The 15634-nt window shown below is 57.7% G+C and carries 13 protein-coding genes; 8 read left to right on the top strand and 5 right to left on the bottom strand.

The window, feature by feature from the left end:
- Window positions 1-2: 2 nt before the first annotated feature.
- The 5 genes from M987_RS08720 (at window position 3) to M987_RS08700 (ending at window position 5274) form a co-directional block, all read left to right on the top strand.
- Window positions 3-779 carry a fimbrial biogenesis chaperone gene (locus M987_RS08720; RefSeq protein ID WP_014068772.1) on the top strand — a complete coding sequence of 259 codons (777 nt, stop codon included), beginning with the start codon at window positions 3-5 and terminating at the stop codon, window positions 777-779.
- Window positions 688-2982 (top strand): fimbria/pilus outer membrane usher protein, encoded by a 2295-nt coding sequence (locus M987_RS08715; RefSeq protein WP_128738890.1) that lies wholly within the window; start codon window positions 688-690, stop codon window positions 2980-2982. The genes M987_RS08720 and M987_RS08715 overlap by 92 nt, the downstream gene beginning before the upstream one ends.
- Window positions 2973-3926, top strand: a complete 954-nt coding sequence (locus M987_RS08710) for a Csu type fimbrial protein (protein ID WP_014068770.1) — start codon at window positions 2973-2975, stop codon at window positions 3924-3926. The genes M987_RS08715 and M987_RS08710 overlap by 10 nt, the downstream gene beginning before the upstream one ends.
- Window positions 3927-4057: 131 nt before the next feature.
- Window positions 4058-4798: a winged helix-turn-helix domain-containing protein gene (locus tag M987_RS08705; RefSeq protein WP_014068769.1), complete on the top strand. Its 741-nt coding sequence runs from the start codon at window positions 4058-4060 to the stop codon at window positions 4796-4798.
- A gap of 2 nt (window positions 4799-4800) precedes the next feature.
- Window positions 4801-5274 (top strand): hypothetical protein, encoded by a 474-nt coding sequence (locus tag M987_RS08700; RefSeq protein WP_014068768.1) that lies wholly within the window; start codon window positions 4801-4803, stop codon window positions 5272-5274.
- Window positions 5275-5336: 62 nt separating this feature from the next.
- On the opposite strand, the gene M987_RS08695 is transcribed toward M987_RS08700, so the two are convergent.
- Window positions 5337-6359 (bottom strand): zinc-binding alcohol dehydrogenase family protein, encoded by a 1023-nt coding sequence (locus M987_RS08695; RefSeq protein WP_014068767.1) that lies wholly within the window; start codon window positions 6357-6359, stop codon window positions 5337-5339.
- 139 nt (window positions 6360-6498) lie between these two features.
- On the opposite strand from M987_RS08695, the gene M987_RS08690 reads away from it, so the two are divergent.
- The 3 genes from M987_RS08690 to M987_RS08680 all read left to right on the top strand — a co-directional run bounded on the left by M987_RS08690 (window position 6499) and on the right by M987_RS08680 (window position 9529).
- Complete coding sequence (locus M987_RS08690) at window positions 6499-7413, top strand: GntR family transcriptional regulator (RefSeq protein WP_014068766.1); 915 nt, start codon at window positions 6499-6501, stop codon at window positions 7411-7413.
- A 217-nt stretch (window positions 7414-7630) separates the two neighbouring features.
- Window positions 7631-8992 carry an MFS transporter gene (locus M987_RS08685; RefSeq protein WP_014068765.1) on the top strand — a complete coding sequence of 454 codons (1362 nt, stop codon included), beginning with the start codon at window positions 7631-7633 and terminating at the stop codon, window positions 8990-8992.
- Between the two features lie 30 nt (window positions 8993-9022).
- Window positions 9023-9529, top strand: a complete 507-nt coding sequence (locus M987_RS08680) for a GNAT family N-acetyltransferase (RefSeq protein ID WP_014068764.1) — start codon at window positions 9023-9025, stop codon at window positions 9527-9529.
- Window positions 9530-9596: 67 nt separating this feature from the next.
- Here M987_RS08680 and tsr read toward each other — a convergent pair whose 3' ends face one another.
- The 4 genes from tsr to M987_RS08660 form a co-directional block, all read right to left on the bottom strand.
- The gene (gene tsr, locus M987_RS08675; RefSeq protein ID WP_014068763.1) at window positions 9597-11261 is read right to left on the bottom strand and encodes a methyl-accepting chemotaxis protein; all 1665 of its coding nucleotides are present in this window, start codon (window positions 11259-11261) and stop codon (window positions 9597-9599) included.
- Between the two features lie 117 nt (window positions 11262-11378).
- A complete protein-coding gene (locus M987_RS08670) occupies window positions 11379-12389 on the bottom strand; it encodes an Ldh family oxidoreductase (protein ID WP_014068762.1) in 1011 nt (336 codons plus the stop codon).
- A gap of 11 nt (window positions 12390-12400) precedes the next feature.
- Window positions 12401-14002 (bottom strand): APC family permease, encoded by a 1602-nt coding sequence (locus M987_RS08665; RefSeq protein ID WP_014068761.1) that lies wholly within the window; start codon window positions 14000-14002, stop codon window positions 12401-12403.
- Window positions 14003-14013: 11 nt separating this feature from the next.
- Window positions 14014-15621 (bottom strand): aldehyde dehydrogenase (NADP(+)), encoded by a 1608-nt coding sequence (locus M987_RS08660; protein WP_014068760.1) that lies wholly within the window; start codon window positions 15619-15621, stop codon window positions 14014-14016.
- Window positions 15622-15634 lie beyond the last annotated feature (13 nt).

Here is a 15634-nt window from a genome sequence, read left to right as displayed (position 1 = left end):
ACATGCGACGCCCTTTTCTTCTGGTAGCCCTGTGGCTGCTGACGCTGATGCTGCTCTCACGCTACGCGCTTGCCGCAACCCTTCAGGTTGCGCCGGTGACGCTGGATCTGGACAACGATCAGCGGGCCACGGCGGTGTACCTCACCAACAGTGGCAACACCCCCATCCATGCGCAGATCCGCGTCTATGACTGGACGCAGGAAAACGGCCAGGACCGCCTCACCCAGACGGATGCTGTGGTCAGCAGCCCGGCCATGACCAGCCTGGCGCCCGGCCAACAGCAGCTGGTGCGCATCATTGTTTTGCAACCTGGCGCACGTGCGCAGGAGCAGAGCTATCGCCTGGTGATTGATGAGCTACCGGCCGAGGCTCCTGACGCGTCGCACCGCAATGCGGTGCACTTCCTGCTGCGCTACTCCATCCCGGTGTTTATCGCCGGGACTCAGGCACCCGGCAGCAACGACAGCGCCCTGCGCTGCGAAGTGGCCACCTCTGGCGCCACCATCCAGTGCCATAACACCAGTGACCACCATATTCGTCTAAGCAACGTGCAGGCTCTGGCCGCTGATGGGCAGGTCGTCGAAACACTGAAAGGCCTGGCAGGCTACGTGCTGCCGGGGCAGATGTATGTCCTTACACTCAAGAAGACGCCACGCCATCCGCTCAGCGCGTTGCGCGCCTGGCTCAATGAAAACCACCAGCCCAGCAAGATTGATTTACGCCCGCTCACTGCTGGCGTTACTTCTCTGGCTCGCGATAGTGCACTCAGCCCGCGCTGAGCCTCCGGCTGAGCAAACGCAGTGGCTGGCCATCACCCTGAATCACGCAGAGCGCGACGGGCTTTGGGCCTGCCGCGTGGAGGGTGATGCAGTGTGGATAGCCCGCAGCGATATCAAAAAACTGGGGCTGCGGGCACCAGCGGATAACCACGAGTGGATTGAGCTGTCGGCACTGCCCGGAGTGCAGGTCAGCGTGGATGCGCTGGCGCAACAAGCGACGATCCTGGCGAGCGCCAGCGCGCTGGATAATCAACAACATCTGGTCAGTGAAGCCCCTGAGCATATGTCCGGCTATCCGCTGGCCGAACCCATCAGCGCCCTGACGCTGGCTTACTCACTGTATGCCAGCGAAACTTATGCTGCCCGTCAGGCCAGCGCGCAAACCACGCTCACCGCATCCGGCGTGATGCCCGGTGTGCTGAGCAGCAGTTTTTCCAGCCGCGCGGGGGATGAGAGCAGCAGCACGAACACGCGGCTGATGACGCAATGGCAACGGGATAACCCGGCGTCGCTCACCAGTCTGACGCTTGGGGATAGCATTACCACCGGCACAAGCTGGAGCCGCCAGGTCCGCTTTGGCGGGCTCCATTTCGCGCGGAACTTCCAGCTCAATCCGCAGCTCAACACCGCGCCGCGGGCGCAATACAGCGACAGCGTGGTGTTACCTTCAACGGTCGATCTCTATATTGACGGACTAAAGCAGAGCAGCCAGAACGTTGCGCCGGGCGACTACCTTCTGGACACCCTTCCCACGTTTACCGGTAGCGGGCAGGCGCAGGTTGTGGTCACCGATATCAACGGGCAGCGCCGTACCGTGCTGCTCGATCTGTACGGTGCGCCGGGAATGCTGGCCGAAGGGCTGAGCAGCGGCGCGCTGGATCTTGGCTGGGCCCGGCAAAACTACGCGGTACGCTCAGACGATTATGCCGCTTCGCCAATGCTCGATTCAGGCTGGCGCTACGGCGTAAACAACCATCTGACGCTGGCACTGCATACCGAGCAACAGCGCAGACTGCATAACGCTGGTATTGGCAGCGACTGGCTGATTTCACCCCGGGCTGGCATTGTCAGTCAGCATATTGCCTACAGCGACAGTCAGTACGGCCAGGGCATCAAATGGGGAATGGGCTGGCAATGGAACGGCAACGGCACGGGCATTTCTGCCAGCACCGTTCGCAGTGAGAAAAACTTTGCCGATAATGCCCGCATGAGCGGGACTTTGCCCGCCAGACGCAGCGATACCCTGTGGGTTAGCCATTCGTTTCGCCACGCAGGCACGCTGGGTGCGGGTTGGGTGCAGCAAAATCTGCAAGGCAGCAAACAGCGCTATCTCAACGCCTCCTGGTCCGCAACGCTCCCGTTGCACATCTCGGCCACGCTGAGCTACACCCGCTCTCTCTCAGACGCCAGCCATACCGTGCAGCTGATGATGACCATTCCGTTTGGCAGCCACGATACCCTCTCCGTGCAGGCGAGCCGTAATACTCCCCGGCTGGATTATCGCCATCAACCGAACGAACAAACCGGCGGCTGGTCGTGGCAGGCGGGGCAATCCTTTGGTGAAAACGGCGAAAAGTATGCCGATGTGGGTAACCTGAGCCGCTACGGTGAATGGCACATCGGGATGGAAAGGGGCGACCATACCCGCAGCCAGTACGCCACCGGCGAAGGCAGCCTGACGCTGCTTGATAGTACCCTTCACGCATTGCGCTACAACGAGCAAGGGCTGGCGCTGATCTCCACGCGCGGTATCGGCCATGTCCCTGTGCTGCTGGAAAACAGACCAGCAGGTGAAACCGATGACGAAGGCTATCTGCTGCTGACCGACCTGCCGCGCTACCACAACAGTAAAGTGACCATCGATCCGCTGAGCCTGCCTGCGGATGTGATGACGCCGGTGACCAATATCTACGCCCGGCCCGGCACGGCGACGGCGGTGAAAGTCGATTTCGATGTGCATCACGCGGTGTCCGTGCAGGCCAGGCTGGTCAATTCCCGGCACCAGCCCTTGCCGATGGGTAGCGTTGTCTCCACGCCACGCGGGGCAACCATTGTTGGGCGCGATGGCTTTATCTGGCTCGAAGATCCCCCGCTCCCCGGCGAACTGGTGGTAACAATGGCTCAGGGGACGTGCCGCGTCGCCCTTCCCCCAACGCAGTCATCGACATCACGCCTCAACCTTGGAGAGCAACCATGCCGGTAAAAACGCTGATTTTCCTGATACTGTTCACGCCACTGCACGCTCTGGCCATGAGCTGCTGGATGACATCCGGGGCGGACATAAACTTCGGCAATATGGTGGCAGGGGAAGCCGTCTCAGCCAGTACAAAAGTGAAATTCAGCTGCCAGGCCGACTACGGCACCACGCAGTACGTCAATGTCTGTCTGAGCAGTACCGACACCCCACCGTTTCAGATGATGTCGGTGGGCGATGACCAGGGAAAGCAATACACCCTGCTGTTCCGGATATTCAGCGCCACCGACCGTGCGCAGGAACTTAGTCTACCCACCAGCGGCAACCTGATGCAGCAAACCCTGGTTGCGGCCAGCAACACCACCGTCAGCGGCAGTTTCCCGTTGCTCGCCACCATTCCTGGCGGGCAAAGCCAGCTCCCGGCTCGCAGCTATTTCAAATACAACATGGATTTGCGTATCGCCTGGCACAGCGCCAGCTCGCAGGAAACGTTAAAAAGCTGCCAGGACAGCTCTGCTGACGGCGAACAAATCCAGGGCTCCAGCCGGGCAGAAGCAACCCTTACGGACGGGTGTTTCATTCAGCGTGTCACCCCACTCAACTTTGGCACGCTCACCAGCTCTGCCACACTCAGCGCCAGCCGTTCGACCGCCACCCTTACGGCACGCTGCCCGGCGGGAACCGCCTTTTCGCTTGGCCTGAGCACGGGCGCGCACGCCAGCGGTAACCAGCGCCAGGTCTGTAACAACACAGGACAATGTCTGCGCTACGGGTTGTGGCAGGATGCCAGCGCCACACAAAGCTGGGGAGATCAAAGCAGCGGTAACACGATGAATGTGTCAAACGAACAAGGAGGAACTCAGAGCTACAGCATCTACGGGGTGGTCCCCGCGCAGCCTCTGACCGGCACAGGGGAGTTCAGCGATGACGTGGTGGTAACGCTCACTTATTAATCTGAATAAAAACCCGCCTGGATCAATGTTATCGGTAACAAGTCAGCTAAAATAACAACCTGACCTGATGAACTGTGCGCTCAACACTCACCGTTTGTATTCCATTCTCTCTGTCTGTTTTGCCATTATCTATGAAATACCTGCTTGCTGATGTCCTCGTCTATAGCGACGAAGACGGATCGTTTTCTCTTATCGGTGCGCCAGAAGAAGAGCCTCAGATGCTCACCGGCACGGCGAACGCCATCATGAAACTGCTGGTCGCCCACCACGGCAATGTCATTGAGCGCGAAGGTTTTTTGCGCGACGTCTGGGACGAACGCGGCCTTCAGGGCTCAAATAATTCGCTCAACCAGTACATCAGCATCCTGCGCAAAATGCTGGCAAGTCTTGTCCCTGATACCGGGTTCATCGTCACCGTGCCCAAAATGGGGTTTATGCTGAGTGCAGATATTCCGGTCACCCCGCTACGCAGTGCCGAAACGCAGAGTCTGCCGGTTAAAAAACCGCGCCGCTGGCGCTACGAACTGCTGTTTTGCAGCGCGCTGACCCTTTGCGTGCTGGCGCTGTGCATCTGGTCGTTCTTGATCAAGCAAAACCAGGATCACGCGAAAATGCACCTGCTGACCCACATCGGCGAGTGCCCGGTCTACACCTTTTCCCCGCTGGCAGATGTGTTTCACAGCAAGGCCATCACACTTGCTCAGAAGATCCAGCATGATGGCAACCTTCCCTGTCTGAAGAACTCCATCTTTTATCTGCACATTCAAAATACGCTTTTCTATGGTCACGAAGGGCGGTTAGTGCTCTCTCAATGCTCCCTGACACAGGGTAAAGCCAGCGCCTGCCGCACGCTTTACACGTACGAGTGGTAACCATGACGCGCAAAAAAATGGCGCTGATTATCGCCTTCAATCTGATCCTGGGCGTTGTGGCACTGCTCTGGTATCGCCACGCGCCGCCGTTTTCCCTTGTCTGCCAGGGAAATATAACTTTTTCCGACCTGCGTGCTACCAGCTCGTTCCGCTTTGAAGGGGGCGTTACCCTGCGTTTTCATACCGACGGCACCGGGTATTTCACCCTTAATGGGGACGTCTTCAATGACCAGCATCAGTGGCAGGTATCCCGCCAGGAAACGTTCAGCTGGCAGAAAATGCAAAATTCGCTCTATGAAATCACCATCCTGAAGATTGAAAAATTTGGTCACGATGAACTGCCGGCGGGCATTTTTGAGAAGTACATTGCGGGTTTAACGCTGGGCAAGAAAAGGCTGATCACGCTGGAACGCACGCCTGAAGATGCGATGGTGATCAGTAACTTCTACTCGCCACTGCTGATCTGCGCAGATTAAGCCGCGCAGATCGGAAAAAGAAAAAAACAGCGCCCAACCCACCCCCGGGCGCTGCATGGCAACTAGAAGGTGATCACCCCTTTTATCAGCTCGCGGTTGTTAATCACATCGTTCTCATAATGTTCAGCAAGGGTGGCAAACGGGTAGCGGTGGGTCAGCATCATATCGGCGGTCAGTTTGCCTTCTGCCATCAGCCGCCCCACTTTGGCGAAATCTTCCGGCGTGGCGTTTCGGCTGCCCATCATGGTGGTTTCTTTCTTGTGGAACTCAGGGTCAGAGAACTGTAAGTCGCCTTTAAACAGGCCAACAAAAACAATGCTTCCCCCATGGCGGATCAGGTTCACGGTGTTATTCATCGCGCGAGCGTTGCCCGTGGCATCAATGACTTTTTGCGCCAGTGAGCCACCAAACTGCGCGCGCAGCAGGGCATCAAAATCATCGGCTGACGGGTCGATAACCGGCACGCCCAGCCGGGCAATAACATGTTCCCGCCTTGCCGGGCTGGTGTCTGCCACCACCACCTGCGCACCGTCGGCTTTGGCAATTGCCGCCGCGCCCAGGCCAATCGGCCCGGCGCCCACCACCAGAACCTGCTCACCCACGGCAATAGCGGCCCGACGCACCGCATGAGCACTGATGGCGTAAGGCTCAATCAGCGCCGCGGCCTGGGGATCAATGCCTTCTGCAACCAGTAAATTATCAACCGGCACAGACAGATACTCACTGAAGCCGCCATCCTGGTGAACGCCAATCACTGAAATCTTCTCACAGCAGTTGGTACGCCCGCTGAGGCAGGCCGGACACTGCTGACAGGCGACGTAGGGAATAACCGCAACCTGCTGCCCGGGTTTAATTTTTTTAATATTTTCACCCAGTGCAATAACCTCACCACATATTTCATGCCCCAGCACCCGAGGGTAGCTGAAAAAGGGTTGATTCCCGCCCCACGCATGTATATCCGTGCCACAAATGCCTACCGTTTTTATTTTAATTAATGCCTCACCGTTGCCGGGCGCTGGAATTTCTCTTTCTTTCCAGATTAATTTTTTTGGCTCATGACAAATCAGCACATTCATTGTGGACATGGTTTTTCTCTCCCGTTTTTCTGTTGCCTCAGATATCGATGAAAAATAAAACGCGGGAGAAACCGAAAACATAAATTGTGAAAAGCCACTCATAAAAATGTTTTAAATCGGGTTTTAATACCCAAAAACGGAGGCCAGCATGAGTCGTTCACAAAATTTACGCCACAATGTGATTAACCAGGTGATTGACGATATGGCCCGCGGCCATATCCCCTCGCCATTGCCATCCCAGAGCGCGCTGGCAGAAATGTACAACATCAGCCGCACCACGGTGCGCCACATCCTGAGCCATCTGCACGAATGCGGCGTGCTGACCCCGGTGGGCAGCGACTACGTCATCACCCGTAAGCCCGATCCTGACGATGGTTTTGCCTGCACCAGCCAGTCACTCACCGAACAGACCCGGCTGTTTGAACAGGCTTTTTTCACCATGATCAATCAGCGTCAGCTGCGGGCCGGCGAGACATTCTCAGAATTACAGCTGGCCAGAACCGCAGGTGTCAGTCCGGTAGTGGTGAGAGAATATCTTTTAAAATTCGGACGTTACAATCTTATCCAGAGTGAAAAACGCGGTCAGTGGAGCATGAAGCAGTTTGACCAGGCCTATGCCGAACAACTGTTTGAGCTGCGGGAAATGCTCGAAACCCATGCCTTACAGCACTTTCTCAATTTGCCTGACGATGACCCCCGCTGGCTGGAAGCGAAAACCCTGCTGGAACGCCACCGGATGCTGCGCGACAGCATCGGCAGCAGTTTTCGCATGTTCTCTCAGCTCGACCGCGACTTTCACGCCCTGTTGCTTTCCGCTGCCGGGAATATCTTTTTCAATCAGTCGCTTGAGATAATTTCGGTGATCTTCCACTTCCACTATCAGTGGGATGAAAGCGATCTCAAACAGCGCAACATCATCGCAATAGACGAGCACATGACCATTCTCAGCGCGTTGATCTGCCGCAGCGACCTCGATGCCACTCTGGCCCTGTGTAACCATTTGAATTCAGCCAAACAATCGATGATTCGGTCGATCAACCAGAGCACTGCCGGTGCGCATTAAGAACAGATTAAAAACAGCAAATGTCTATCAACCGCACGGTTTCATCAAATTTAAAACGCCGGATAAATATCCCTTACCTATGCTCACGAACAGTCGACTGAATTTAAAAACATTTCGTGAGCGGTGGTGAAGGTTATTTCACTACTGATTTTAAAAATCCATTTCGGGCAACAACAGATTGCCCGAACAATAAAAATAGAACATTCAGGAGTCCGGCGTGGAAAAGAACAATATTACCCTGGATCCACGGTCGTCGTTTGATGCGGCCTCACCAAACGATATTCCCGTCCCGCCAGAGGGAATGGTTCAACGCAGTAGCAGAATAAAACGCATTCAGACAACCGCCATGTTCCTTTTATTTTTTGCGGCTGTCATAAATTATCTCGACCGCAGTTCGCTGTCGGTGGCGAATTTAACCATTCGTGATGAACTCGGGCTCAGCGCAACGCAAATCGGCGTGCTGTTGTCCGTTTTCTCACTGGCCTATGGGATAGCCCAGTTGCCCTGTGGCCCTCTGCTGGATCGCAAAGGCCCGCGGATTATGCTCGGCCTCGGGATGTTCTTCTGGTCGCTGTTTCAGGCCTGTTCCGGCATGGTACACAGCTTTACGCAGTTCGTGCTGGTGCGTATCGGGATGGGCATCGGTGAAGCGCCGATGAACCCGTGCGGCGTCAAGGTGATCAACGACTGGTTTAACATCAAAGAGCGCGGCCGCCCGATGGGGCTGTTCAATGCGGCATCGACCATTGGCGTGGCAATCAGCCCGCCGATCCTGGCGGCAATGATGCTGGTGATGGGCTGGCGCGGCATGTTTATCACCATCGGTGTGCTGGGCATCTTTCTGGCGATTGGCTGGTACATGCTCTACCGTAACCGTGAGCAAATCGACCTCACCGGCGTTGAGCAGGCTTATCTGAATGCGGGTAGCGTGAATACCCGCCGCGATCCGCTGAGCTTTGCCGAATGGCGCAGCCTGTTTCGCAATCGCACCATGTGGGGGATGATGCTGGGCTTCAGCGGCATTAACTACACCGCATGGCTGTATCTGGCCTGGCTGCCGGGCTACCTGCAAACCGCCTATAACCTGGATTTAAAAAGCACCGGCCTGATGGCAGCCATTCCGTTCCTGTTTGGCGCTGCCGGGATGCTGATAAACGGTTTTGTCACCGACTGGCTGGTAAAAGGCGGTATGGCCCCCGTCAGGAGCCGTAAAATCTGCATCATCACCGGGATGCTGTGTTCGGCTGCATTTACCTTTGTTGTACCCAATGCCACCACCTCAATGGGAGCGGTGCTGCTGATAGGTATGGCGTTGTTTTGTATCCACTTTGCCGGCACCTCCTGCTGGGGGCTGATTCACGTTGCCGTGGCTTCCCGCATGACGGCTTCCGTCGGGAGTATTCAGAACTTCGCGAGCTTTATCTGCGCATCGTTCGCGCCTGTCGTGACCGGTTTTATCGTGGATACCACGCATTCATTCCGCCTGGCGCTGATCATCTGCGGATGCGTCACGGCCATCGGGGCGCTTGCTTATATCTTCCTTGTGCGCCAGCCGATTAGCGATCCGGGAAACCGTTAAGCGCAGGCAAATCCCGCTATACTTGCCGCCATGAAAATGACATTTCGCCCTACCACAGAGAATGACGTTGCCTGCCTGCCCGCCATCGAGCGCGCGGCAGGCCAGCGTTTTCGTGATTACCCGGAACTGGCCTGGCTTGCTGACGGCGACGGTATTTCCGTTGAGCTGCATCTCGATTTTGCAAAGCGCGGGCTGAGCCTGCTGGCGCTGGCAGACGAGCAGCCAGTGGGCTTTCTCCTTGCAGAAGCACATCCATCATCGTTGTTTATTGTGGAACTGTCGGTGCATCTGGCGTGGCAGGGAAAGGGAGTGGGTCGGCAGCTCATTGCCTGTGCAGGAGAACATGCCCGCGCGTTGGGGTTGGCTTCACTGACATTGACGACATTTCGTGATGTGCCGTGGAATGCCCCGTTTTACACGCGGCTGGGATTTGAAAGGGTGGATGCGTTAACGCCTGAACTGCGGCAGAAAAGAGAGGAAGAGGCCGCGCACGGTTTAGCGTATGACTCTCGCTGCGCGATGCGTCTGCCTCTTTGATATTGCTACAACATCCAGAATCGTAGGCCGGGTAAGGCGAAGCCGCCACCCGGCACAACATGCAGGATTAGAACGTTTCCCAGTTATCGCCTGCATCGGTGGTCGCGGTTTTACGCGCCATCACCGGGGTCGCAACGGTTTTTGCCGAACCGAACTCGCGCGATTTCATCTGCTCCTGCTGAATGCGGAACACCGCAACAGCCTGGGTCAGACGGCTCGCCTGCTCTTCCAGCGCCGCAGCGGCCGCAGCAGACTCTTCCACCAGCGAGGCGTTCTGCTGGGTCACGCGATCCATCTCCGCCACCGCCAGGCCAACCTGGTCGATACCGCGGCTCTGCTCGTCAGACGCAGAGGCGATTTCACCCATGATGTCGGTGACGCGAGTGACTGCATTCACGATCTCGCCCATGGTTTCACCGGCGCTTTCTACCAGGGTAGAGCCCACTTCCACACGGCCAACAGAGTCTTCAATCAGGCTCTTAATTTCACGGGCCGCCTGGGCGCTGCGCTGTGCCAGGTTACGCACTTCACCGGCAACAACCGCAAAGCCACGACCCTGTTCACCCGCACGCGCGGCTTCTACTGCGGCGTTCAGCGCCAGGATGTTGGTCTGGAACGCAATACCGTCGATCACGCTGATGATGTCAGCAATTTTCTGCGAACTGCCCGCGATGTCACGCATGGTTTGCACCACGTTATCCACCACTTTACCGCCTTTCTGCGCGGTTTCAGACGCGCTCAGCGCCAGGTTGCTCGCCTGACGGGCGTTCTCGGCGTTCTGCTTAACGGTTGCGGTCAGCTGTTCCATGCTGGCAGCCGTTTCTTCCAGGGAAGCCGCCTGCTGTTCAGTACGGGAAGAGAGATCGTTGTTGCCCATTGAGATCTCGCTCGCGCCGCTGTAGATGGCATTCGCGCCGTTACGCACGTCGCCCACGGTACGCACCAGTTCACCCTGCATATGACGCAGCGTGTCGGCCAGTTCGCCCATCTCGTTGGTGCCTTCCACATCGATGCGCTTCACCAGGTCGCCGCTGGCGATATGGCGAATGCTGTCGATCAGACGGTTCAGCGGGGAGATAAGCGCCTGTTTGATACCCAGCCAGACGGCAACAATCACCACCAGCACGGCGATCAGTACGCTAATCAGCACCCAGATAGCCTGTGTGTAAGAGCTGTTGCTGTCCTCAACGGCGGTTTTGTACAGCTGGTCGTTCTGTTGCAGGTAGTTAACGTACTGCTTCTCAAAACCGTCCTGGTAGCTCTGGGTCGGCTGGTCGAAGAAGGCGTTGATTTTACCTGCACCCAGCAGCTGGATCAGCTCAGCCAGCGCACCGTGATAAATATCGTAGTTACGTTTAATTTCCATCGCCGCGGCATCGCTTTGACGCGGGTCGCGTGGCAGGGCTTCGTAATCCGCCCAGTTTTTTTCCGCCTGTTTCAGGGACGCAGAGGCAATCTGCATTAAATCAGAAACGGTCGCGCCGCTGCCGATATTGCTCTGATCCATCATGTAGCGGATGCCCGCGCGGTTCAGGGTGTTACGGGTTTGCAGCAACGCCACCCAGCTGCCGTTCAGCGTGGATTGTTGCTGGCGAATGGTTTGCAGGACGGTGAAGTTCTCTTTGTCATGCTTGAGGGCATTGAAGAAAAGACCACCGGAGGTGAGTTGTAAGAGGCCAAAAATAGCTAAGACCAGCAATAAACTGGTGACAATCTTGATACGGTTTAACATGTTTTCTCTTTCCATCAGACAGATAACAGAATTTTCGGCCTGGAAAAGGAAAACTTTACGAAAAACGTACTAACAAGAGGGACAAAATCCCCCTTGTTATGTTGATGAACCCGATGATTATTTCAGCAGCGCGGATATATCCCTGAAAAGTGAATGGGTTATCTCCACGCCGTCGCGATTTGCCCGCTCGCGGGATTGGTAACGACGCTCTCCTGGCAATCGCGCCCCCTGCTGCTGCATTCCGCTAAAGAGTGTTTCGGCGCGTGCCAGATGGGTTGCGGCGTCATCCCCCAGAAAACGCGTCGGGTCGAGCGCCAGGATCAGCTCTCCACCATAAGGCAGGCCGCCTGCGCCGTTATCCCACGCCAGCGATTCCGCACTGGTCATATCGCCGATCAGCGGCCCGGCCAGCAGTTCCACCATCGCCGCCAGCGCCGAGCCTTTATGCCCGCCGAAGGTCAGCATCGCGCCGTCGAGAATCGCTTGCGCATCCGTGGTGGCCTGGCCATCGCTGTCGATACCCCACCCTTCCGGCACCGCTTTACCCGCACGTTGATGTAGCTGTATCTCACCACGCGCCGCCGCACTGGTGGCCATATCAAAAATAAACGGCGGTTTATCGCCGCGCGGCCAGCCAAAAGCGATCGGGTTGGTGCCAAACAGCGGTTGTGTGCCACCCGCAGGAGCCACCCACGCATGGCTCGGCGTGGTCGCCAGCGCCACCAGGCCTGCTTCCGTCAGCGGTTCAACGTCCGCAAACAGGGCAGAAAAGTGCACGCAGCGGTTGATCGCCAGCGCGGCAATCCCGCTGTGCCGTGCTTTTTCCATCAGCAGCGGCAGCGCGCGTTCGAACGCCAGCAGGGAAAATGCCCCGCCCGCGTCCGCTTTCACAATGGCGGGCGCGGTATCGGTGATAACCGGCTCCACGTCTGGCGACACCTTCCCTTTACGCAGCGTTTCGACAATGCCCAGCAACCGCCACAAACCGTGCGAAGCGCAGCCATCGCGCTCGCCGTGGGTGACGTTTTTCGCCACCGCGGCGGCGTGCGCCTCGCTGAATCCGTTCCCGCGCAGCACCTTATGTGCCAGCGCATAAGCCTCTGTTAACGAGAGGTTTACCATCTCCATTACCGACTCCTCTACTCTTCTTCGTCTCCGGTAAAGTTAGCCTGTGGCAGGCAGGTTCGCTCGCCCCAGTAGTAAATTCCCAGCGACATCACCGCCACCAGCACCGTATCCCACGGATGACCAATCACCCCTGTGCCGCCAAAACTGCCAAGCCACGAGAAAAGCATAATCAGCGCGTAGAAAGCGATTAACCACAGGGAAGATTTCACCTGCTGCGCCAGGCTCACGGTGTGGACAGGCACTTTTGATTTACACAGTACGTAGACCACAAACATCACAATCTGCAATCCCAGCAACCATGACAGCGTACCCCAGCCAGACCAGAAGACAATCAGTGCTGAAATCACAAACGACACCGGGCCGATAATCCCGAAAGCACGCACGCGGAACGGACGTGGCAGATCCGGCGCATTACGGCGCAGCCCCGCCGCTGTGACCGGGGCAATGGCATAGCTCAGCACCAGTGCGGCCGACACCACGCTAATCAGTTGCTCCCAGGACGGGAACGGCAGCGTCCAGAAGATAGACATGGCGAAGGTCAGCCACAGCGCCGGACGCGGAATACCCGACTCTTTATCAATATGGGTGAACGCCTTAAAAAACGTCCCCGCTTTCGCCCAGCCATAAATCACGCGCGGGGTGGCGTTCATGTAGATATTGCCGGTGCCGCTTGGGGAGACAATCGCGTCGCACACCACCATAAACGCCAGCCAGCCCATCCCGAGCGTAATGGCAATATCGCGGTACGGCAGCGAGAACTGTTTGCTGATCTCCGCCCAGCCGCTACCAAGCATTTCGGTTGGGATACTGCCAAGAAACGCCAGTTGCAGCAGCACGTAGATAATCGTCGACAACACTACCGATAAAATCAGCGCCACCGGGATTGTCCGCTGTGGGTTCTGTACTTCGCTCGCCACCGAGATAATCGGCGTCAGCCCCAGGTAAGCAAAAATAATCCCCCCGGCGCTGATCGCCGCCTCAACGCCGGACATACCAAACGGCGCAAACCCCTGCACGTGCAGGTTTTCAGGCTTGAAAAAGGTAAACAGGGTGACGACAACCGCCAGCGGCACCAGAAACTTCAGAATACTGATAATGTTGTTGGAGCGAGCAAACGTTTTGACGCTGTAGTAGTTCAGTCCAAAGAAGAAACAGAGCAGTAAAAACTGCACTACCCAGCCCAGCAGCGTCGGGTCGCTTGAGCCTGGCTGCGTCAGCATCGGGAACCAGGCCGCCGCATACTGGCGCGCGGCAACAATCTCAATGGAGATCAGGCTGGAGAACGCAATCAGCGTAATAAAGCCCAGCAGATACCCCATCAGCTCACCGTGGGAAAACACCGGATAACGGATAATCCCCCCGGCACGCGGCAGCGCCGCCCCCAGTTCGCAATAGACAATCCCCAGCAGCAGTACGGCAATCCCGCCGATAATCCACGAGGCAATCCCCGCTGGCCCGGCAATGGAGGCCACATGGCTTGCGGCAAACAGCCAGCCGGAGCCAAATATCGCCCCAAGACCAATAAACGTCAGGTCGGTTAGCGTAAGCTGCTTTTTAAATTTCCCCGACTCAACAACGCGGGACGATGTTTGATGCGTAGAGTGAATCGTCATGGTCATGCCCTTCAGTCAACAGAGGGGGAAATGGCTTCCCGGGTCCACTGCCCGTTAATCAGGCGCAGCAGGTTCAGAGGGTTAGCATCCTGGACAGCAGGCGGCAGCAGTGCGGCGGGCACATTTTGCAGGCACACCGGACGCAAAAAACGTTCGATGGATTTGGTTCCGACGGAGGTTCCGCGTGAATCGGTGGTGGCAGGCCACGGGCCGCCGTGCACCATCGCATCGCACACTTCCACGCCGGTCGGATACCCGTTGAACAGCACGCGCCCGGCTTTTTCGCTCAGGGCAGGCAGCAGGCGTTGTGCCAGCGGGCCGTCGTCAGATTCCGCGTGAACCGTTGCGGTCAACTGACCCTGAATGGCGCGCAGAACCGCCTGCATTTCAGCCTCGTCAGCCACTTCCACCAGCACCGCCAGCGGGCCAAACACCTCATGCTGCAACAGCGGATCCTGCGCCAGCAGCAGCGAAACCGGAGCCTCATACAGACGAGCCTGCGCCTGCCCGCGAACCGCCTCATCATTGCCCGCCAGCCGTTGCATATCGGGATGTGCCTCAAACGCGCTGACGCCGTCTTGATAATGGGCAAGCGTTGGGGTATTGAGCATGGTCTGCGCCGGAGCCTGATCCACCGCCTCTTTCAGCGCCTGCGTGAAGCGGGCCATACCTTCGCCCCGCAAGACGAGGATCAGCCCGGGCTTGGTACAAAACTGGCCGCAGCCGAGGGTAAAAGAGGTCACCAGCTCCTTCGCCAGCGCCTCTGCCCGGGTGGCTAACGCCTGCGGCAGAATAAGCAGTGGGTTAATGGCCGACATTTCCGCAAAGACCGGGATCGGCTGCGGACGCTGCTGTGCAAGCTGCCAGAGCGCCTTACCCCCGCGCAGCGAGCCGGTAAACCCGACCGCCTGGATCGCCGGATGACGCACCAGCTCCGCGCCAATGTCGGTGCCGAAAATCATGTTAAACACGCCCGCAGGAAGGGCGGCTTTCTCCACCGCACGCACAATGGCCTGGGCGGTGAGCTCCGCCGTCGCCATATGCCCCGGATGGGCTTTCACCACCACCGGACAGCCCGCCGCCAGCGCGGAGGCGGTATCGCCCCCTGCGGTGGAAAACGCCAGCGGGAAATTGCTGGCACCGAAGACCGCCACCGGGCCCAGCGCCGTCAGGTACTGGCGCAGATCCGGGCGCGGCAGCGGCTGGCGCGCAGGCAGCGCGGTATCGATACGCACGCCGAAGGCATCCCCGCGACGCAGCACGCCGGCGAACATGCGTAGCTGATTGCTGGTCCTGGCGCGCTCTCCCTGCAAGCGCGCCAGCGGCAGCGCCGTCTCCTGATACGCGATGGCAAAAAAGTCCTCGCCGAGTAAATCCAGCTCGTCGGCGAGGGTATCGAGAAAGCGGGCGCGCACCTCAGGCGAGGTCTGCGAATAAACAGGGAACGCCTGTTCCGCCGCCAGTGCAGCAGCGGCGGCCTCCTCGCGAGAGGCCGGGTAAAAACGGTATCCGGTGGGTTCACCATCCGCGGCACGCAGGCCCGGCAGCGTCGCCTCACCGCTTGCCACGCGGCGTCCGGCGATAAACTGCTGGCCTGTTACAGAGAGAGGTAAAGTCATCGTCACTCCTTTA

Source organism: Enterobacter soli ATCC BAA-2102 (assembly GCF_001654845.1).
Lineage (GTDB): Bacteria > Pseudomonadota > Gammaproteobacteria > Enterobacterales > Enterobacteriaceae > Enterobacter > Enterobacter soli.
The sequence above is the reverse complement of the archived record's forward strand: the minus strand, read 5'-3'. Positions and strand labels throughout refer to the sequence as shown.

Coding starts and splice junctions, on each gene's coding strand:
- M987_RS08720 (WP_014068772.1), top strand. CDS start 3: ATGCGACGCCCTTTTCTTCTGGTAGCCCTGTGGCTGCTGACGCTGATG.
- M987_RS08715 (WP_128738890.1), top strand. CDS start 688: ATGAAAACCACCAGCCCAGCAAGATTGATTTACGCCCGCTCACTGCTG.
- M987_RS08710 (WP_014068770.1), top strand. CDS start 2,973: ATGCCGGTAAAAACGCTGATTTTCCTGATACTGTTCACGCCACTGCAC.
- M987_RS08705 (WP_014068769.1), top strand. CDS start 4,058: ATGAAATACCTGCTTGCTGATGTCCTCGTCTATAGCGACGAAGACGGA.
- M987_RS08700 (WP_014068768.1), top strand. CDS start 4,801: ATGACGCGCAAAAAAATGGCGCTGATTATCGCCTTCAATCTGATCCTG.
- M987_RS08695 (WP_014068767.1), bottom strand. CDS start 6,359: ATGTCCACAATGAATGTGCTGATTTGTCATGAGCCAAAAAAATTAATC.
- M987_RS08690 (WP_014068766.1), top strand. CDS start 6,499: ATGAGTCGTTCACAAAATTTACGCCACAATGTGATTAACCAGGTGATT.
- M987_RS08680 (WP_014068764.1), top strand. CDS start 9,023: ATGAAAATGACATTTCGCCCTACCACAGAGAATGACGTTGCCTGCCTG.
- tsr (WP_014068763.1), bottom strand. CDS start 11,261: ATGTTAAACCGTATCAAGATTGTCACCAGTTTATTGCTGGTCTTAGCT.
- M987_RS08670 (WP_014068762.1), bottom strand. CDS start 12,389: ATGGAGATGGTAAACCTCTCGTTAACAGAGGCTTATGCGCTGGCACAT.
- M987_RS08665 (WP_014068761.1), bottom strand. CDS start 14,002: ATGACGATTCACTCTACGCATCAAACATCGTCCCGCGTTGTTGAGTCG.
- M987_RS08660 (WP_014068760.1), bottom strand. CDS start 15,621: ATGACTTTACCTCTCTCTGTAACAGGCCAGCAGTTTATCGCCGGACGC.